19 protein-coding genes and 3 pseudogenes are annotated in these 17,385 nt (G+C 65.4%); 9 read left to right on the forward strand and 13 right to left on the reverse strand.

Translation table 11 applies throughout. The features are described 5' to 3' along the window. Positions 1 to 105 precede the first annotated feature (105 nt). The 4 genes and pseudogenes from ABVK50_RS04015 to ABVK50_RS04030 all read left to right on the forward strand — a co-directional run. Positions 106 to 387, forward strand: a complete 282-nt coding sequence (locus tag ABVK50_RS04015) for a DUF1403 family protein (RefSeq protein ID WP_353642727.1) — start codon at positions 106 to 108, stop codon at positions 385 to 387. Then, positions 384 to 749 carry a hypothetical protein gene (locus tag ABVK50_RS04020; RefSeq protein WP_353642726.1) on the forward strand — a complete coding sequence of 122 codons (366 nt, stop codon included), beginning with the start codon at positions 384 to 386 and terminating at the stop codon, positions 747 to 749. The genes ABVK50_RS04015 and ABVK50_RS04020 overlap by 4 nt, the downstream gene beginning before the upstream one ends. A gap of 175 nt (positions 750 to 924) precedes the next feature. Continuing rightward, entirely contained in the window at positions 925 to 1,059 is a 135-nt protein-coding gene (locus tag ABVK50_RS04025) for a DUF1403 family protein (protein WP_353642725.1), read from the forward strand. Between the two features lie 21 nt (positions 1,060 to 1,080). After that, positions 1,081 to 1,575: pseudogene (locus ABVK50_RS04030) on the forward strand (SMC-Scp complex subunit ScpB); the annotation flags it as partial. A gap of 284 nt (positions 1,576 to 1,859) precedes the next feature. Here ABVK50_RS04030 and fni read toward each other — a convergent pair. The 11 genes from fni to ABVK50_RS04085 all read right to left on the reverse strand — a co-directional run bounded on the left by fni (position 1,860) and on the right by ABVK50_RS04085 (position 14,120). Then, entirely contained in the window at positions 1,860 to 2,900 is a 1,041-nt protein-coding gene (gene fni, locus ABVK50_RS04035; RefSeq protein ID WP_353642724.1) for a type 2 isopentenyl-diphosphate Delta-isomerase, read from the reverse strand. An 85-nt stretch (positions 2,901 to 2,985) separates the two neighbouring features. After that, a complete protein-coding gene (locus ABVK50_RS04040) occupies positions 2,986 to 3,888 on the reverse strand; it encodes a hypothetical protein (protein WP_353642723.1) in 903 nt (300 codons plus the stop codon). Continuing rightward, entirely contained in the window at positions 3,885 to 5,435 is a 1,551-nt protein-coding gene (locus ABVK50_RS04045; protein ID WP_353642722.1) for a hypothetical protein, read from the reverse strand. Before ABVK50_RS04045 ends, ABVK50_RS04040 begins: the two co-directional genes overlap by 4 nt. A 214-nt stretch (positions 5,436 to 5,649) precedes the next feature. Further along, positions 5,650 to 6,648 (reverse strand): polyprenyl synthetase family protein, encoded by a 999-nt coding sequence (locus tag ABVK50_RS04050; RefSeq protein WP_353646031.1) that lies wholly within the window; start codon positions 6,646 to 6,648, stop codon positions 5,650 to 5,652. 152 nt (positions 6,649 to 6,800) lie between these two features. Next, complete coding sequence (locus ABVK50_RS04055) at positions 6,801 to 8,144, reverse strand: cytochrome P450 (RefSeq protein WP_353642721.1); 1,344 nt, start codon at positions 8,142 to 8,144, stop codon at positions 6,801 to 6,803. Continuing rightward, entirely contained in the window at positions 8,144 to 8,980 is an 837-nt protein-coding gene (locus ABVK50_RS04060) for an SDR family oxidoreductase (RefSeq protein ID WP_353646030.1), read from the reverse strand. The genes ABVK50_RS04055 and ABVK50_RS04060 overlap by 1 nt, the downstream gene beginning before the upstream one ends. Further along, positions 8,967 to 9,275 (reverse strand): ferredoxin, encoded by a 309-nt coding sequence (locus ABVK50_RS04065; RefSeq protein ID WP_353646029.1) that lies wholly within the window; start codon positions 9,273 to 9,275, stop codon positions 8,967 to 8,969. The genes ABVK50_RS04060 and ABVK50_RS04065 overlap by 14 nt, the downstream gene beginning before the upstream one ends. Before the next feature lies 1 nt (position 9,276). Then, a complete protein-coding gene (locus ABVK50_RS04070; RefSeq protein ID WP_353642720.1) occupies positions 9,277 to 10,566 on the reverse strand; it encodes a cytochrome P450 in 1,290 nt (429 codons plus the stop codon). A gap of 92 nt (positions 10,567 to 10,658) precedes the next feature. Continuing rightward, entirely contained in the window at positions 10,659 to 11,861 is a 1,203-nt protein-coding gene (locus tag ABVK50_RS04075) for a cytochrome P450 (protein WP_353642719.1), read from the reverse strand. Between the two features lie 1,186 nt (positions 11,862 to 13,047). Beyond that, positions 13,048 to 13,566, reverse strand: coding sequence for an Hsp20/alpha crystallin family protein (locus ABVK50_RS04080; protein WP_353642718.1), 519 nt, complete (start codon positions 13,564 to 13,566; stop codon positions 13,048 to 13,050). Between the two features lie 80 nt (positions 13,567 to 13,646). Then, positions 13,647 to 14,120, reverse strand: coding sequence for an Hsp20 family protein (locus ABVK50_RS04085; protein WP_353642717.1), 474 nt, complete (start codon positions 14,118 to 14,120; stop codon positions 13,647 to 13,649). Positions 14,121 to 14,477: 357 nt separating this feature from the next. Between ABVK50_RS04085 and ABVK50_RS04090 the strand changes: the two are divergent. Beyond that, a pseudogene (locus tag ABVK50_RS04090) lies at positions 14,478 to 14,699 on the forward strand (DUF982 domain-containing protein); the annotation flags it as partial. A 90-nt stretch (positions 14,700 to 14,789) separates the two neighbouring features. On the opposite strand, the gene ABVK50_RS04095 reads toward ABVK50_RS04090, so the two are convergent. Beyond that, positions 14,790 to 14,927, reverse strand: coding sequence for a hypothetical protein (locus ABVK50_RS04095; RefSeq protein WP_353647037.1), 138 nt, complete (start codon positions 14,925 to 14,927; stop codon positions 14,790 to 14,792). A 147-nt stretch (positions 14,928 to 15,074) separates the two neighbouring features. Here ABVK50_RS04095 and ABVK50_RS04100 point away from each other — a divergent pair, with 147 nt between their 5' ends. The 4 genes and pseudogenes from ABVK50_RS04100 (at position 15,075) to ABVK50_RS04115 (ending at position 16,786) form a co-directional block, all read left to right on the forward strand. Then, positions 15,075 to 15,902, forward strand: a complete 828-nt coding sequence (locus ABVK50_RS04100) for a type IV toxin-antitoxin system AbiEi family antitoxin (protein WP_353642716.1) — start codon at positions 15,075 to 15,077, stop codon at positions 15,900 to 15,902. Further along, positions 15,899 to 16,060 (forward strand): hypothetical protein, encoded by a 162-nt coding sequence (locus tag ABVK50_RS04105; RefSeq protein ID WP_353647057.1) that lies wholly within the window; start codon positions 15,899 to 15,901, stop codon positions 16,058 to 16,060. The genes ABVK50_RS04100 and ABVK50_RS04105 overlap by 4 nt, the downstream gene beginning before the upstream one ends. Next, a pseudogene (locus ABVK50_RS04110) lies at positions 16,033 to 16,182 on the forward strand (nucleotidyl transferase AbiEii/AbiGii toxin family protein); the annotation flags it as partial. The gene ABVK50_RS04105 and the pseudogene ABVK50_RS04110, both read left to right, overlap by 28 nt. Positions 16,183 to 16,249: 67 nt before the next feature. Beyond that, entirely contained in the window at positions 16,250 to 16,786 is a 537-nt protein-coding gene (locus tag ABVK50_RS04115; protein ID WP_353642715.1) for a nucleotidyl transferase AbiEii/AbiGii toxin family protein, read from the forward strand. Positions 16,787 to 16,953: 167 nt separating this feature from the next. Here ABVK50_RS04115 and ABVK50_RS04120 read toward each other — a convergent pair whose 3' ends face one another. Continuing rightward, complete coding sequence (locus ABVK50_RS04120) at positions 16,954 to 17,376, reverse strand: TatD family hydrolase (protein ID WP_353642714.1); 423 nt, start codon at positions 17,374 to 17,376, stop codon at positions 16,954 to 16,956. Between the last annotated feature and the right edge of the window lie 9 nt (positions 17,377 to 17,385).

Here is a 17,385-nt window from a genome sequence, read left to right on the forward strand (position 1 = left end):
ACCGTTGCTAAAAGCGCCGCCATGTTCATCCTGTGATGGATGATTCTCCGTCTCAGGCCCGCTCCCCGCAACCATAGCACACTTGCCGTCACCGCGGTCGCCGCGATGGTCACTGTACCTACGTGGCTGCGACGCGCCGTTCCCGATGCGCAAGGCCCTGCCGGACAACACGTTGAAGACATCGCGCTCGTAGCCGGCACCGCCATCGGTGCCCTCGATGCGGTGGTCCGCCGGCAGGAGCGATGGGCGGGCGCCTGGCGACAGCGGCTGGCGTTTTCGGCGGCGGCTGTGACGGCAAAACAGGCGGGGCGCGTCGAGGATGAGGCGGCCTTGCGCGACGCCGTGCTGCTCAGGCGACCGGGAGACGACGTCGGCCCTACCGGATGAATACTGTTCGCTTGGCGCCTGGCGGACAGCGCGGCCTGCAGAAGCGTTTGCTGACGGCGGCAAGCGTCGCCACGATGCTGGAGGATCTGGGCCATGCTCGCGACGATGAGACTGCGGGTGATCTAGCCGGAGACCTTGGACAGCTCGCCGTCAGCGCTGGAACGGTCGAGATGCTGACCGGTGCGTTGGTGGCCATGGAACGATATGGCTTCGGGCGCGTCGCCGGATCTTGGCTTACCGACGCTCTGTTGGCGCAGCGGCTGGGCTCGGAACATGTGGTGCCGCTGCTGGGGACAGGGACTGCTCAGGGGCAAATTGCTCTCGGTCGCGTCGTTCTGAAACCGGCTCAGCGGCAAGCATAGAGTCGGAACCGATCGGGCGAGCGCTTGCTCGGTGCGCAGGCGCGTGCTGCGCTGCGTGGCATCGATCTGTCTGTCGAGCTGGGCCGGCGCGCCGATCGGCTGCTAGCGATGATACCGAAACTGCCGCCCGGGCATCGGAGCTTGTCTCGAAAGGCTCTTATCCGACGACGCAATCGTGGCTTCGGAAAAAATCGCGGGGATGAGCGATCGCAGTCTGCGCCGGCTGTTCGACAGGCTGGTCGAGCTCGGTGCCGTGCGTGAACTGTCCGGTCGGCCGACCTTCCGCATCTATGGACTGTGGGAGCGATAGTGGAGGTGGGGCGCGCGAACAGTGAAGGGGGGACCAGGCGACGGTCGTTCAAATAACCATTTGTTCGACCGCGAGCTGGATCATCTGCCGCCGGACGCGCGCTGGCGCGAATGGATGCACCGCGTCGAGGCGACGGTCTTTGCGGAGAGCGAGCCGGTGACACGTAGTGTACTCCCACGGGTCGTTGGAGCCATTTGCAATCTCGATCTCCTCATCGACGACATTTGCGAGGAGCTGGGCGGCCGCCCCCATGACCTCGTCTCCGTCGCCGGCGGCTGGAAGCATCTGACGCGGCCAGCCTATGCGGACGCCGTCCGCAGTGCATTTGGCACAGCCGCCGGCGGGAGGCGTGCGAAAGACCTGACGCAGTCCGAAGTGCTGGTTCTGATGTGCATCGCCTACTTCCAGCCGATCACGTGTGGAGACTTGTCGTCGATTTTCGGCAAGGAAGTTTCGCGCGACCTGATCGGCCATCTGTGCGGCGCCGGCCTGATCGCTTCCGGGCCGCGAAGCCCGATGCGCGGCGCGACGCTGTAGAACACCTGCAACAACATGGCCCGCAGCAATTCCTCCGGCGCAAGGATGGGGCGACCGCCTTTGGCACTGCAGGCGTACATGCCGGAAAACCAGCGCTTCATTGACCATCAGCCCCACCTTGGCGCGAATGATCTACTGATCCTTGGTCATGTCGGTGTCCTTTCGAACGCCGAGGCCGGGCGCTGCGAGCCCTGACCACTCCGCGCCCGGCCTCGGCTTAAGCTTCAGCCTGTGACACCGTCTGTCAGATTAAGTTTAAACTTTTACAGATTCGCCGATGGCAACAAGCGCGCCTGACGCAACGCCGCCAGATCGGCCGAGCCGGTGCAGAAGCAGGCGACAGCCAACTGGCGGATGACGATCTCGAAATGCGCGACAACCGCCTCGGTGGACACCGTCGCCGCGCGCAGCACGCCGGCCGCCTGCCCGGCGATGTCCGCGCCCAGGCGGATGGCCTTGGCCACGTCGACGCCGTCGCGGATCCCGCCCGACGCGATCAGCTTCACCGTTGGCAGCGCCCGACGTACCGCCTGCACGCTGGCCGGGGTCGGAATTCCCCAATCGGCGAACGCCATCGCCACTGCTCGGTCGGCGGGATCGCGGGCGCGCTCGCCCTCCACCGCGGCCCAACTGGTGCCGCCGGCGCCGGCGACATCGATCACCGCCACGCCCTCCTCGACGAGCGCACGGGCCACCGAGGCGGACAGGCCCGACCCCACTTCCTTGGCCACGATCGGCACGCCCATGCTGCGCGCGGCGCGAGCGATCTGCGCCAGGATGCCGCGCCAGTCGCGGTCGCCCTCCGGCTGTACCGCTTCCTGCAGCGGATTGAGATGGACGATGAGTCCATCGGCCTCCAGCGCATCCACCGCCCGGCGCGCCAGGTCCAGGCCGTCGGCCTCGCGCAGTTGCGCGGCGCCGATATTGGCCAGCAAGGGAATGTCTGGGGCCAGGCGGCGCAGCGCGCGCGTCAGCCCCTGAGGGTTGCGCGATTGCAGGCTCACGCGCTGCGAACCGACGCACATGGCGATCCCCAAAGCTTGCGCTGCCTCGCTCAGATGTCGGTTGATGGCCTCGGCGCGTGGCATGCCGCCGGTCATGGAGCTGATCAGCAGCGGCGCGCGCATGGTCTTGCCCAGCAGCGAGGCCCGCAGGTCGATCTGCGTCAGGTCCAACTCGGGCAATGCGCAGTGTTCGAAACGGATGTACTCCCAGCCGGCGGCGACCGTGGCCGGCGCCGCGCGCCGATCCAGCACGATGTCCAGATGGTCGTCCTTGCGCCGGCTCAGGGCGGTGTCGCTCATGCTCGCTCCATCCGTCGCATCGGGTGACGGCGTTGCGTCGGATCGGACCGACGGCAGCCTGCGCACGCCGCCGCCTCCCGCGCGTTCAGGCCGGCGCACGCTGGTCTGCCCCCGCAGCGTCGCTGCGGTAGCGGCTGGTCGAGGTCTGGTAGTATTGCGCGCGGATGGCCGCCATGGCCTCGACCAACGGTCCCCACGGCGCGGGAAAGCGTTCTTCCGCCATCACCCGGTGCAGCATGCGCGTATGGCCGGCCAGCTCGTCGTTGAGGAACTCCACCACAGGCATAGCCGGATAGCACTGCAGCAGCAGGATCGCCGCGTTGCCGGCCTCGCCAGCCAACCTGTCCTTGTCGCGTCCATGCAGATCGTTCTGCAGGCGCCCTATCGCGGAGATGAGCCGCAGGACGTGGCGAAACGCCGGACGCGCGCGCAAGGTCGCCATGTCCAGCCCCCACAGCAACGATAGGCAACAGAACACGTTCGCGTAGGCGATCGACTCGATGCCGTTGTGCAGATACTCGGCGTAGGACCAGCGTTCCGCCCCTGCCGCCTGCGCGTGTCCGGCGCGCAACGCCGCGCAGTAGCACCGGGTATCGTCGAGAAGCTGAGTGTAGTCGCGACGATCGTAGGCGAGCGCGGCCAGCGAAGCGCGCAGCACAGCGCAGCCCTCGAATCCGGGGAGCGCGCACGGCACGCCCTGCCCCAGCGCCTGCTCCACTGCGGCGAGCTGCTCCGGCGCGATCAGGCCACGGTCGTTGCAATCGTCGAGCCAGAACAGCAGCGCCAGTTCGCGATAGAACGCCACGATCAGCGTTTCGTCCTGCGGATCGCGGCCGGTGCGGGCGCTGGTGTCGCGCAGGCTCGGGTGGATGTGCTGCAGGATGTACTGGCCGCCCCGGACCGCTTCCACCGCATGCTCGTCGGCGAACCCGGTCAAGGAACGCCCCCACTCCAGCACCTGCTGCAGCGCGCGTTCGGTCTGGATCATGGCGCCGCTCCTGCTCCCTCGACCACGAGGCGCCGCCCCCAACCAAGCGCCAGCCACAATCCGGCGAGTTCGGCCACGCGCACGACCCGGGTGGGGCAATACAGTTCCTTGCCGATCCACAGCGGCGTCTGTGGCAATGCATGCGCCGCATGGCGGGCGAGCATCCACTTCAGCGCACGCGCCACCGCCTGCGCGATGCGCCGGCGCCCTGTCGGCTCTTCGCCCCCGTCCATCACGTGCAATGCGAACAGCGCATAGGCGGTTTCCTCGAATGTGGACGCGCGACCGGCACCCCAGCCGCCGTCGTCGCGCTGCGCCTGCAGCAGTGCCGCCAGCGCGCGCTGGTCGCGCCACTGCGGCTTGCCTTGCGCAAGTGCAGCGACCGCATGCGCGGTGGGATACAGCCACGAAACGTGCCATTTTTCGTTGTCCCATAGACCGTGCGGGTTTCGATTGGCCTCGACGTAGGCGCTGGTGCCGGCGGTGGGCTTCCCCAACAGTCGCAACGCATGCAGGGCGTGGATGTTGGTCGACACCGAGGCATTGCGCTCGCCGGGGAAGGTGACGAACAGTTCGCCGATCTCGAAATGGCGCAACGCATCGACCGCCGGGTCGCGGCCTGCAAGGCGCAGGACGCACAGCGCAACGGCGGTGTCGTCCGCATCGGCTGCGAAGTGCAAGGCCGGGCCCAGACCGCGCACGCCCAGGCGGGCGTCGAGCTGCGCGACGATCCCGCGCACCGCCGCAGCGAGCGCGGGATGCGCGAACAGCCCGGCCAGATGCAGGGTGTACAGCGACCAGCATGGCTCGAACACATTGATCGGCCAGACGTTGGGAACGACACCTTCGATGCCGCTGCACGTCGCCCGCGATGCCGCCTGCAGATACGCGTCGGCGCGCCCGACCTGCGGCATGCCCCCCTGTGTCACGGCGTGCGCACGCCACGCGGCGGTGGCCGCCGGACTGATGCCGATGCTGCCGTCGTCATCCGGGCATGCGGTGGTCGGCGACGTCCCCCAGGCTTCCCAGGAGTGCAGCAACGGATGGCCGCTCGGCAACGTCGCCACCGCCCCCAGCTTGACCATGCACGCTTGCCGCAACGGCAACAACGCCGGGTGGCGCGGAAACGCCACGCCGCCTAGGAAGGATGCGGCCTCGCCGCACAATTGCGGCAGGATCAGCTCCGCGCCGATCGGCGCGTCTTCCGGCACCGCATGCGCGTAGGGATCGGGCTGGCGCTCGAGGAATCGGGTTGCAGCCTCGATTGCGCCGGCAGCGCCGGGAAGAGGATCGGCACGCTGCAATGCCAGCAAAGCCGCCCAAGTGGGCGCATGGCGGAACAGCGGGAAGTCCGCGCTTCCCCATCCGCCATCGGCCTGTTGCTGCGCGATGAGCCACGCGTATGCGTCCTGCCGACCGGTGACGTTGCCGTGGAACTGCAGAGCTCGCGCCGTGTCGTAGACAGACGGACCGACGCTGCCGCCGTCGCTCATCTCGCTCAGCAGGTGGCGCAATTCGGAAAGGATCTGTTCGGACAGCGCGTTCACGCGGGACGTTCCTTCTGCAGACGGTTGACGAGAACCAGGATCGGGCAGACGCCGGTCCGCCGCATAGGGTTGCCCGTAGCGCGCTGCGTGCGCCGTGGCCGTGCTTGCCAATTGCTGCGATCGGCGCCGCGGACTGGACACAGTGCAGCAACATGCACCGCTGCCGCCGGCCGATCGCAGCGGCACAGGGGCGACTCCATGCGGACAGGCGCGCTCATGCGCATGGCGCGTTCTTGAACAGATACGCCTTGGCCCGCTGCAGCATCTGCGCCAACCGTTCCGCACGCGGCCCCAGCGGGGTGATGGCCTCCCCGGCGTCGCGCAACAGATCCAGCGCGAACTGGCGCGCTTCCTGCAGCCCCATGACCGACGCGCAGGTCGGCTTCTGCGCGGCCGCGTCCTTGCCGGGAGTCTTGCCCAGCGTCGCGGTATCCGCTGTCGCGTCGAGAATGTCGTCGACCACCTGCAGCGCCAGGCCGAAACAGGCGCTGTAGCGATCGAGCGCACAGTACAGCGCAGCGTGCGCGGCATCCTCCACGATGGCGCATAGCGCGCCCATGCGAACGGACGCGCGCACTAGCGCTCCGCTCTTCATCCGGTGCATCGCCACGATCCTGTCCAGCTCCACGTGCTTTCCGACCAGCGACAGATCCATGGCCTGCCCGCCTGCGGCACCCTCGGCGGACACCGCCTGCGCCAGTTCGCGCACGAGCGCGATACGGTTGTCGCCCGGCGCATCCAGGCTCGCCAGGGTTAGGAAGGCGTGCGCCTGCAGCGCATCGCCGACCAGGATCGCAGTGGCTTCGCCGAACTTGACGTGCACGGTCGGAAGGCCGCGGCGAAGCACGTCGTCATCCATCGCGGGCAGGTCGTCGTGGACCAGGGTACAGGCGTGCATCATCTCGATGGCGGCGCCGACGTCGTCGAGCATGTGCGCCGGCGTGTCGACTAGTGCGCCGGCAGCCAGACAGAGCAAGGCGCGGGTGCGCTTCCCGCCATGCAAGGTGGCGTAGCGCATCGCCGCCATCAGCTCGGTCTCACCGTCCTCTTCGGCGCAGAGAAGACGCGCCAGCGCCTGTTCGACCCGCTTTGCGCCGTCCTGCATCCAGATCTCCGGCAGCAGCCTGCCGGATGCGCCGCCCGCCTGCGCGCCCAATCCGCCTAGCGCAAAAACGCCAGTTCGGTCGTCGTGTAGCGTGGAACCGGTCTGCATGTTGTTCATGTCCTTGTACCTGACAGGAGACGGCCACGGCGAGCGGCGAGCCGCCGCGGTGTTGCCCGGCGTCGCGCCGAGCGCGCGCCGAGTGCAGCAATGCTGCGCGTCGCGGCGCCGCTGCCTCGCCACACGGGGCATGCGATGTCAGCTCATGAGAATCCGATGCGGATTGCCATGGACGGATGTGCGGTCGGATAATAGCGCCGGCCTTTATCGACGCCGCTCAGCAACCGCGGCCGCACCCCGGCCTTGTGCATGGTCAGCGCCAAGGCGATGCAGAACTGCACCATTTCCAGCCATACCAGGTGGTAGCCGATGCAGACGTGTGGCCCGGTACCGAACTGCAGCATGTCCACCGGCCGGATCGGCTCCGTGCGTTGCAGCCACCGCGCCAGGCGGAACTGATCAGGCGCCTCGTGCAGCAGTGCCGAGGTCGAGAAATGCAGCAGCGGGATGCACAGATGGGTGCCCGCGCGAATCCGCCGTTGGCCGAGTTGCAGTTCGTGCAGCGCGCGACGCGGCAGGAGCGTGGTCGCCGGATACATGCGAAGCGTCTCGCGGAACAGCGCCTCGGCGACCGGGCACTGCGCCAGGTCCGCGTGCCGGGTCGGCACCGCGCCCACGCGTTGCGCCTCCTCGACCAGGGCGTCCCACAGCACAGGCTGCCGCGCCAGCTCAATCACCATCCAGGCCATCGTCGAGGCGGTGGTGTCATGACCGCCAAGCAGCAGCAAGCGGATATTGGCGACCAGGACGTCATCGGAGAGCGCATCGTCGCTGCGATCGAAGGCGCTCACCATGTCGTTGATCAACCCGGTGCGCGCGGCATGAGCGCGCGCGTCGCGCACGAACTGGCGCAACTGCGCGTCGATCCAGTCGCGGGCGGCGCGGCCGCGCCGCAAGGGCAGTCCGGGCAGGTCGACTCGGGGCGCGACGATCAATTGCAGCAATTGCCGGTACTTGCGATGCCATCCCGGCAGGTCCTGCGCGGGGATTCCCATGAGGCTGAAGATGAGCTTGAGCATCAGGTCGCCGGTTTCGCGCAGGATGGTTACGTCGCCGCGGTCGCGCCACGACTGCACCCGCGCCCGGATGATGGGCGCGAACAGGTCGCCGATGCCGGCCTGGGTCAGCCCTCTGGGCAGGAACGCCGCCTTGATCGCGTCGCGCGCCTGCCGATGCGCGCCACCGTCCTGGGCGACCAACGTTCCGGCAAGCAATTCGGGTGCCATATCTTCCATCAACGCCGAGGACACGTCCTTGTGCCGGAGCAGTGCGAACGCATCCGGATCCACGCAGGTCATCAGGTGTCCGGCAGGGCCGAAATCCAGCCAGAAGTGGCTGCCCAGCGTCCGCTCAGCGCGCCGCAGCAGGCGCGGCAAGTCGCAGACGATGGCGGGAAGATGCCCGACCAGGGGGAAAGCGCCGGGCACGACCGGGATATCGTCCCGCAGCCGGTGCCGACGGTCCAGCGGGTTTAGCAGCATGACCATCAGCAGCGCGCCGCTTTGGTGGTGTCGCCGGCAGCCCGCGGGGCGCGGCTGTTGCCCCCGTCGGCGTACGTCGGCACATGCGCCAGCATGCCGCCGTCGATGCACACGACCTGGCCGGTGATCAACGCAGCCTCGTCGGAGAGCAGGAACGCCACCAGCGCAGCCACGTCCTCGGGGCGGCCGACGCGCGGCAGGAGCTGGTGCCGCCGCAGATGCCGTTGCATACACTCGTCCAGCTTGGCGAGGAGACGCTCGGTCATGATGAGTCCCGGCGCAACCGCGTTGCAGCGGATCTGCGCATGACCGTACTGGGTGGCGAGCGAGGCCGACAGCATGTTCATCGCCGCCTTCGACGCGGCGTAGGACGTCAGCGCGGTATCACCGCTGAGCCCCTGGCACGACGACATGTTGACGATCGCGCCACCGCCGCGGGCGATCATCCGTGGGATGGCCTGCCGGCAGCAGAGAAGCGTGCCGCGCAGATTGGTCGCCATGGTCTGATCCCAGACCGCCAGGTCCAGGTCGAGAATCGCGCGGTCGAGCGGGGTCAGATGCATGGCGCTCGCGTTGTTCACCAGCAGGTCGACCCCACCGAAGTGCCGCTCCGCCGTCTCGAACAGCGCTGCCACCGCCTGCGCATCGGCGATGTCCATGGCCAGGGCCAGCGCGTGGCCCGCTTCGGCCGCGATCTGCGCGGTGCAGGCGATCGCCGTCGAGCCATCAATGTCGGCCACCACCACTCTGCCGCCCTCCCGCGCGATGGCGAGGGCGCATGCCCTGCCGATGCCGGCGCCGGCACCGGTCACCACGGCCACCTTGCCTTCAAACCGTCCCATCGTGTCCTCCTGGATCGCGTTGGTCTTTCGCGGCATGCCGCTCGGCCTCCGCCGGAGAAGGCGCAGGGTCGGCGCTGGCGCGCCCGTCATCGTCAGCGTCGCTTTCGATGACCCGAATGGCGGCGACCGGGCACTGGTTGGCCGCGAGCCGCACGGCGGCGTGCAGCGCCTGCGGGACCCTCGCCACGCACACTTCGGCCACGCCGTCCAGTTCGCGCTGGCGAAAGGTGCCCGGCAGCGTCAGCACGCACTGCCCGGTGGTTCCGCACAGATCCTGGTCGATCACGACGCGCATCTCAGCCCTTCTGCGCATGCAGCCGCACCGGCAGCGCGCGGAACGTCCTAAGGAACGCGGAGGGCTCCCGGGTCGGCTGCTCGGCCAATGCCAGCGTGGGGAAGCGCGCCTGGATCCGCGGCAGGCTCTCGGCCAACTGCACCCGGGCCAGTTGCGCACCGAGGCAGAAGTGGATGCCGTGGCCGAAGCTCAGCATGATCTTCCCGTCGGTCGACATGCCAGGACTGGTGCCGTAGAACCGCGCGGGATCGAAGCGGTCGGGATCGGCGAAGGCGTCCGGGTCGCGATTGCCGGCCGCGATCAGCACGCGCACATCCGCGTTCTTCGGGATCACCACGCCGCCCAGTTCGATGTCGCGCTGGGCGATACGCGGAATGGAGCTGAACATGGCGGGCGCGTCGCAGCGCAGGACTTCTTCGACGAATGCCTCCACCCCCAAGGCGTCTCCCTGCAGCCAGCGTCGCTGTTCGGGATATGCCAGCATCGCCAGGACCGCATGGTCGATGGTAGCGGCAGTGGTGGCGAAGCCGCCCAGCAGCATGCCCCACAGCATGCTGATCAACTCCGCATCTGACAGCGTGTCGGCATCGTCATCGTGTGCGCCGACCAGCTTCGACACGATGTCCTGGCGGGGATCGGTGCGCTTGCGCTGTATGAGGTCGCCGAAGTAGGCCTGCACCCTGGCGCTGGCCGCGTCCGCCGCGGCGAGCTGGGGATCGCTGGCGTGCGGGCTCAGGCCTTCCAGAATGGCGCCGATGCCGGCGGCGAGCCCGAACGTGTCGTCCTGGGGCATGCCGAACAGTTCGGCGAAGACCAGCATAGGCAAGGCCAGCGCGAATTCCCGATGCAGGTCCACCGCCTCCCCGCGCTCCAGCGCGGGCGCCATGGCGTCCAGGCGCGCTGCGACGATGCGCGCGATGCTCGGCCGCAGGTTGTCGATCTGGCGCATGGTGAAATCGCGCGAGATCAGCCGGCGCAGACGCGTATGCGTCGGTGGTTCCTTCATCGCTAGCGTGGACGCCAGCAGATTGAGCGACAGGCTGGTCGCCGCACGCGGGAAATAGCGCGCCAGTTCGCCCGGCGCCGGTCCCCGAAACGCATCGCCCGTGGCCTTCAGCGCCCAGTAGATGTCGGCGTGGCGGCTCAACAGAAAGAGGCCCGACGCCGCGCGATGCACCGGATCGTGCTCGCGCAACCACCGCATGAACGGATACGGGTCGTGGATGCACGCTGGCGACGCCAGTTCGGCGAAGGCGTCCCGGCATGCTGCCGTGGTTTTTTGCATGTCCATCTTGGTTACCTGTTGGCTGGCTGATCTGACCGGCGCGCCAGGCGCGCCGGCAAATTGCGGAGAAGATCGCGATTCCTGGCGGCGTCCGCGCATCACCAGAGCACCGGGAACTCCTCGAACCCGCCAGTGATGATCTCCTTGCGCAACTTCAGTTCTTCGGGCGCCACGGCCAGGCGCAGCGCGGGAAAGCGCTGGAAGATCGAACCGAACACCACTTTGAGTTCCAGCCTGGCCAGCGCCACGCCGATGCAGTAGTGCGGCCCGTAGGAGAACGCCAGGTGCGGGTTTTTGTCGCGTCCGATGTCGAAGATTTCCGGGTCGTCGAAATGGCGCGGATCGAACGACGTCGCCGGCAGGCCGACCAGCACCTTGCTCTCCGCGGGAATATTCACGCCCGCGATGGTCACGTCGGTCCTCGGATAGCGCATGATGCCGTCCCAGCCCGCGCCCGGCGGGTACATGCGCAGAATTTCCTCCACCGCCTTCTCCACCAGAGATGGATCGTCAACCAGGCGGTCGCGCTGTTGCGGATGGCGGAACATGGCCAGCAGGCCGAATTCGATCTGCGCGACGGTGCTCTCGTGCCCCGCCACCAGCATGCCCGCCGCCAAGCCGATCGCCTCTTCCTCGGTCGCATTGCCTTGATCGACCGCCGCGAGCAGATCCGTTAGCAGATTGTCGCCCGGATCCTGGCGCTTGTCCCGCATCTTGCCGCGAATGTAGGCGCGCAGTTCTTCCCAGGCCAGGCGCGATGCGCTGCGCGGGCCGCTTTCATGCTGGTGCGTCATCACCTCGTCAGACAGCCCGGCGAAAAAGGCGTGATCCTCGTAGAGCACGCCCATCAGCGCGCTGATGACCATGGCCGGAAGCGGAAAGGTGAGATGGCGCCGCAGGTCGGCGGGCTGGGGCTGGGCCGCCAGCGTCTCGAACAACTGCGCGGCGATCGCCTCGACCTGCTGCGCGAGCAGCTTCACCCTGCGGTTGCTGAAGGCAGGCGCCACGATCGTGCGTAACCGGGCATGCTCGCCCCCCTCGTGCGAGACCAGCCACCCCGGCGAACCGAGAATCACCGAATCCGGGGTGAATGCCGCCGGCGGCATTCCCGCGGGCCGGAACGCCGCGTCTGACAGCACCGCCTTGGCCTCGTCGTAGCCTGTCACCCACCAGCCTTCGTGCCCGGACGGGAAGCGCACGCGGTGGATCGGACCGTTGGCGCGTAGCGCCAACATCTCGGGCGAGGGTTCGATGTGATCGACGCGCCACATCGGCAGCGTCGGCAAGGGTTGTTCGGACATGGTGGCACTTCACTCTCTAAGCGATCGAAGGGCGGAAGGTGACCGGGGTCGGCTGCTGCCATCGTCTCTGAACGGTTCAATAATCGTGCCAACCTGGCGAATCGAGCCGGCGACAGAAGTTTATGCTTGCTGTTCAGCCCTTTAGCGTGCGGCAAACAACGGATCGGCTCACCAAGCCTGTGGCGCGGACCTGACAAACCCGACAAAAGTGTCGCGAAGCCGCCATTTTTGCAGGGATGGCGGACCCAAAGAGATCCACTGAAACCGGCGCGGGAACTCAGCGACAGCGGATTGATCTGATCAGCACGCCGCGGCACCGCCGGTGACGGTCTCCCCGGATGTCAAAGCCAAGGCTTGAACCCTGCGATAATCTGTGGTGCGAGGCAGACGCTCATCCCCGTCGCTGATGTCGATCCCAAGCTCGGCCAACAGGTGGAGGTCCACTACGACCTGCCGCAGACCTCGCTGCAGCTCGCCTTTCCTGGCGTCGGATGCGTATTTCAAGCGATCGTGAGCACGGATTTCACGGGATGATGAGCAACGATTTCAGACGATCGTGAGCAACGATTTCAGGTGATCTGAGCACCTTTTCGGAGGTGCGGAATGCTTCGGCCGACAACTCAACCGGTCTACAGGATGCCTCGTTCAAAACGAGGAAGCCTGATGCCAACCCAGAGATTGTCGATGCGCCGGATCAGAGAAGTTTTACGTTTAAGGCATGTCCAGAGCCTGACCGAACGCGTCATCGCGCACACGCTCGGGGGTAAGCAACGGCAACCACAGAAGTTTCTCAATTCGCCCGACAAGCGTGCGTGCCCGAGAGCGGAGCTCGTATCGGCAGGACTTCGGGCACAGCATCAGCCCAAACTCTGATCCCCAGATTCGTGGACTGCCGCAGCGAACCGCATCGGACCCGTTCGATCCGCATCGCCCCGCAACATATCCGCGCCAGTCTTGGCGCCACCCACTCATATTCTGAGTGTTGCGAGCGCGGTCGCTAGGCGCTGCACACCGCGCTTGATCTCGCGAACGGACCGCAAGCAGCCTTGTCCTGGTGTCTTTGGCCGGTTCGATTTTTTCGGCGGTGACAAGGGTGTGTTGACGTTCCTGAATTCTCTCCATCGTTCATCCCTCCCGTTCGGCGAAGGATGGCGCCGGAGGCGGTATGCCTCCGGCGCGTCGTGCGTCACGCGTTGCTGATTGCTATTCGCTTCACCTTGGACTGCGCGTTCTGGCTCTTCGGCAGCGTCACGTTGAGAACGCCGTTCTTGAAAGACGCGTTGACTTTGTCCTTCTCGACATCATAGCCGATCGGAATACGGCGCTCGAACTGGCCGTAGAAGCGCTCCGAGAAGTGGCGATCCTTGTCTTCCGTTTCGGAGCGTTTTTCGCCGCGCAGCGTCAGCATGTCGTCGTCGAGCAGGACCTCCATGTCCTTCTCCTCCAGACCCGGGACTTCGGCGGTCACGTGGATGTCCTTGTCGGTCTCGGAAATCTCCACGCTCGGCCAGCCGCGGCTGAATGGGAAAGTCTGCCCGAACGAAGGAAGACGGGAATCGAAGCCCCGGAAAACGTCGTCGAACAGCCTGTTCACCTCGCGGTGCAGCGCCAGGAACGGGTCCTGGTCGCTGTCGCGATAAACGCTCGGAGCCTGGTTGTTGCTGAGGCCATTACGGCCCCAGGGGATGAGTTCACGCATGTTCATGGTCGTTTCTCCTCATGTTCCAACTGACATCAGCCGGCACCGGGCGGCACCCAGTGCCTCCTTTCAGCGAGGCAGGTCGGTCAGGCCGCCTTCGTGCCGGATTCAATCTGCTGCGGCTCGGGCTTGGTCTGGCCCTTGCCGATCTCGATCCGCCGCGGCTTCATCTCTTCGGGAATCTCCCGCTTCAGATCGATGCTGAGCAGGCCTTTCGACAGGCTCGCTCCCGCGACCTTGACATGGTCGGCCAGCTCAAAGCGACGCTCGAACGCCCGCTCGCCGATGCCGCGGTAGAGGTACTGGCCTTCATCGTCCTCGCCAGGTTTCGATCCGCTCACAATGAGCATGTTGGGCTGGTGAGTGATCGTCAGCTCGTCCTGAGAAAAGCCGGCCACCGCCATGGTGATGCGGTATTCATCCTCACCGGTCTTGGCGATGTCGTAAGGCGGCCAATTGTCGATCGTGGTCACACGGCTCGCATTCTCAAGCATGTCGAAGATGCGGTCGAAGCCGATGCTCGACCGGAACAGGGGAGTGAAATCGAGGTTTGTCCTCATAGCCATATCCTCCTTTGAGCAACATGGATACGAGAAGGCGCCAAGAAGCCTTGACGCCTCCTGAGTTTATGCCGGCCCCTTTCGGCGACAGGCGATTATCGATTTAGAAACAGTGCGTTGCGTGTTCAAGAGGGCGGCCTAGGAAAAATTTCAAGCAAGGCCGGCTGAACTGGATTCAACGATCCGAACCCGATCGAGGCCTGGCGTCGGCAAAATTGGCCGGCAGGGTGGCGGCCAAACGAGCACTGGCTGGCGTCAAGGGTCTTGAAGCTCGGCCTTGCTCAATCCATCTCACTTTTGGGCGCCGCAATGGCGCCGATTGCTTGCTCGAAAAGACCATCAAAAATGGAGGAAGTGATGAATGACGTACGGTTTCCCGAACCGGTCGTGCTGGAGTTTGCAACCGGCAAACGGCAGGTCGCAACCAGCTTCGAAGCAATTGAATGCCTGCGCCAGCAGTGGCCGGAATGGGCGCGCGGCCGCAGCTGGCGATCGGCTCACCGCGCCTGCCGCGATGCGCTTGACGGATGGCGCAATCCAACAGACGCCCGCAGGACCTTCTTGAAAGCGGCGAGGCAGGCGGGCCTCCTTGCCAGCGATCCTCGTTCCTCGCCGCCGCGAAGAAAGTCGCGTTCGGTCAAAATGTTTGGGTGTACACCCCAAGCCGGCTCAATGGAGGGCGATGATGGCGTCCACCGCACGCCATTCAGACGGCCTGATCAGCCGTTGATGGCCGATGCACGCCGCGCGCAGCGTGCCTTCGAGTTTGCGCTCCCAATAATCGAAAAAGCCGATCAGTTCGGGGATTGCGGAGCCAGGTCATAATCCCGCCAGACAAGAGCCATCCTGGAAAGAGCTGCCGCAGGCCCGGATGGCCGGTTGATAATGGATTTCGGCGGACGCTGCGGCATCGAACCGTGTTGAAAAATCCGCGCTAAGAGCGGATAATGGAGCATGGTTCACGATCAACGCTCCGCGCTGTCAACTCATATCGCCGGCCTGCTCTCAGCAGGACAGGTGGTCTTTACGAGCGAACACGCGGAACAGGCTCTTGCCGTCGGACGCGGCGCATTTCTCGATGCGGCGGAGCGCCTTCAACGCCGCAAGGCGCTGATCAGGCCCCGGCAAGGGTTCTACGTCGCGGTGCCCCCACAGTTCGCCACCTGGGGTGCGCCGCCGCCCTCATGGTACATCGATGCCCTCATGCAACACGAACAGCAACCCTATTATATTGGCCTGCTGAAGGCGGCCGAGCTTCACGGGGCTACGCACCAGGCCGTGATGGAATTCCAGCTCGTCACTCCCAAGCGCATGCCGAAAATCAAGGCCGGCCGCAATCTGATCGTCTTCTATTACCGCAAAGACATTGCAGCCGTGGAAGCCGGAATCCAGGACCGAAAAACGGATACGGGCAAGATGAAAATATCCTCACCCGCCCTCACGGCCCTGGACCTGTTGCGCTATCCGCAGGCAGCGGGCGGAATCGACAATGTCGCGACGGTCCTCGTTGACCTTGGCGAAAAGATCGATCCTTCTGAGCTCGCCGCGCTGTCCGATGCGGCTGAGCGGCCCGTCGTCCAACGTCTCGGTCATCTGCTGGAGCGGCTGGGGCACGGGGGGCGCGCCGATCCGATGCACACGGCGCTGATGGCGCGCGGCGCGGCGCCGTGGACGGAACTCGACCGGGATGAGGCGCGCGATCCGGATTTCACGCCTGCCCCGCAGGAGCACGACGACCGTTGGCGTGTCGTCGTACGCCGCAGACCGGAGGTCGATGAATGATCCCCGCTCAGAACATCGTCGCCTGGGGCAATATCGTTCCGTGGACCGATCAGCGTCAGGTCGAGCAGGACCTCCTCATAAGCCGCGCGCGCTCATTGACATCTTCAATGACGATCTCCTATCTGCGGAACTGCGTTTTCGCGGCGGCACGGCACTGAATAAGTTGCATTTCCCCGAACCGCTGCGCTATTCGGAAGACATAGATCTCGTTCGAACGACCGCAGGTCCGGTCGGACCGATGCTGGATCGGTTGCGGGATGTTCTCGAGCCATGGCTTGGGCGAGCGCAATTGGATCAAAGCTCGGTTGCTCCCAAATTTCGTTTCCGTGTCGAGTCGGAGGACGGAAGTGACGTTCCCCATCCGTCTCAAGGTCGAAATCAACACGCGCGAAATCGAAGCTTACGATCCGCCGCAAGCTCTAGCGCTTCGGATAGACAACCCTTGGTTTGCCGGAGAGGCCCCAATTCCAACCTTCTCTCGCGAGGAAATGCTCGCCACCAAGCTGCGGGCTCTCCTGCAGCGCGACAAGGGACGTGATCTCTATGACCTTTCCCATGCCCTATTTGTGTTTGATGGGCTTGATGTTGCTCGGGTCACTGAACTGTTCGGCCGGTATCTTCAGCTTGCCGGCCAATCGATATCCCGGGCCCAGGCCGAGGAGCGAATGTTTGCCAAGCTAGCAAATCCGCGGCTGTTGACGGATATGCGGCCATTGCTGCCGGCGGCGCAGTCGAAGGCTTTGTCGGAAGACGCTACCAATGATGCCTTCGAGCGCGTATTCGAGGGACTGATTGCAAAAATCGCTGGCGACACTTGGGTCCGCACCGAGGAGATGAAAGAAAGGTTTCGGCTGACGGGTTCGTCCGCTCAAAACTTCCCATAGCATCGTCAGGAAATGGGTGGGCCGTCGCACAGTCCTTGATGATCGTGTGATCGAGCGTGTCCGGAAAAATGTTACATTCTTCGGACATCTTCCCCGTGACCCTGAGTGTTAACGGGCACCCAGTTGGAAGGCGCGCGGAGGGCTAGTAAACCGCTACGAAACGAGCTCTATCCAGCTCCGAATAACCCTGTTGGCCATATCAGCGACCGCGAGTTCGAGAACGGCGGCAAGAGTTTCAATTGTCGGCAACACCCCGCCCGGGTGATCGGCGCTCCGACAACGTCGACAAATGGCTCATCCGTCTCAGTTAATATGCGATCTATGGGCAGTTGAGCAACGATCTCGCGCCCGCGCGATTTTGTAGCATCGCCTGGCTCACCGAGAAATAACAGCCTGCCTGCGCCGCGCGCCGAGCTTCGGCGCGTGCCACTGAACCAGTGAAGAACCACTTTGCCCCGGTCGCGTGGCAGGCATTCCTCGGCTAGATCGAGTACGCCGCTAGCGGTTCTGACACTGTGAACCGAGAGGATCTTGCCCTCACTTGCGGCGCTCCTTCTGATGATGGATCCAACAGCGCCGAAGAATGCCACACCGTCGCC

Source organism: Mesorhizobium sp. WSM2240 (genome assembly GCF_040438645.1).
Lineage (GTDB): Bacteria > Pseudomonadota > Alphaproteobacteria > Rhizobiales > Rhizobiaceae > Allomesorhizobium.

Excerpts from the sequence above, each read along its gene's own strand:
- ABVK50_RS04015 (WP_353642727.1), top strand. The coding sequence starts at position 106 with ATGGTCACTGTACCTACGTGGCTGCGACGCGCCGTTCCCGATGCGCAA.
- ABVK50_RS04020 (WP_353642726.1), top strand. The coding sequence starts at position 384 with ATGAATACTGTTCGCTTGGCGCCTGGCGGACAGCGCGGCCTGCAGAAG.
- fni (WP_353642724.1), bottom strand. The coding sequence starts at position 2,900 with ATGAGCGACACCGCCCTGAGCCGGCGCAAGGACGACCATCTGGACATC.
- ABVK50_RS04040 (WP_353642723.1), bottom strand. The coding sequence starts at position 3,888 with ATGATCCAGACCGAACGCGCGCTGCAGCAGGTGCTGGAGTGGGGGCGT.
- ABVK50_RS04050 (WP_353646031.1), bottom strand. The coding sequence starts at position 6,648 with ATGCAGACCGGTTCCACGCTACACGACGACCGAACTGGCGTTTTTGCG.
- ABVK50_RS04055 (WP_353642721.1), bottom strand. The coding sequence starts at position 8,144 with ATGGTCATGCTGCTAAACCCGCTGGACCGTCGGCACCGGCTGCGGGAC.
- ABVK50_RS04060 (WP_353646030.1), bottom strand. The coding sequence starts at position 8,980 with ATGGGACGGTTTGAAGGCAAGGTGGCCGTGGTGACCGGTGCCGGCGCC.
- ABVK50_RS04065 (WP_353646029.1), bottom strand. The coding sequence starts at position 9,275 with ATGCGCGTCGTGATCGACCAGGATCTGTGCGGAACCACCGGGCAGTGC.
- ABVK50_RS04070 (WP_353642720.1), bottom strand. The coding sequence starts at position 10,566 with ATGGACATGCAAAAAACCACGGCAGCATGCCGGGACGCCTTCGCCGAA.
- ABVK50_RS04075 (WP_353642719.1), bottom strand. The coding sequence starts at position 11,861 with ATGTCCGAACAACCCTTGCCGACGCTGCCGATGTGGCGCGTCGATCAC.
- ABVK50_RS04080 (WP_353642718.1), bottom strand. The coding sequence starts at position 13,566 with ATGAACATGCGTGAACTCATCCCCTGGGGCCGTAATGGCCTCAGCAAC.
- ABVK50_RS04085 (WP_353642717.1), bottom strand. The coding sequence starts at position 14,120 with ATGAGGACAAACCTCGATTTCACTCCCCTGTTCCGGTCGAGCATCGGC.
- ABVK50_RS04100 (WP_353642716.1), top strand. The coding sequence starts at position 15,075 with ATGGTTCACGATCAACGCTCCGCGCTGTCAACTCATATCGCCGGCCTG.
- ABVK50_RS04105 (WP_353647057.1), top strand. The coding sequence starts at position 15,899 with ATGATCCCCGCTCAGAACATCGTCGCCTGGGGCAATATCGTTCCGTGG.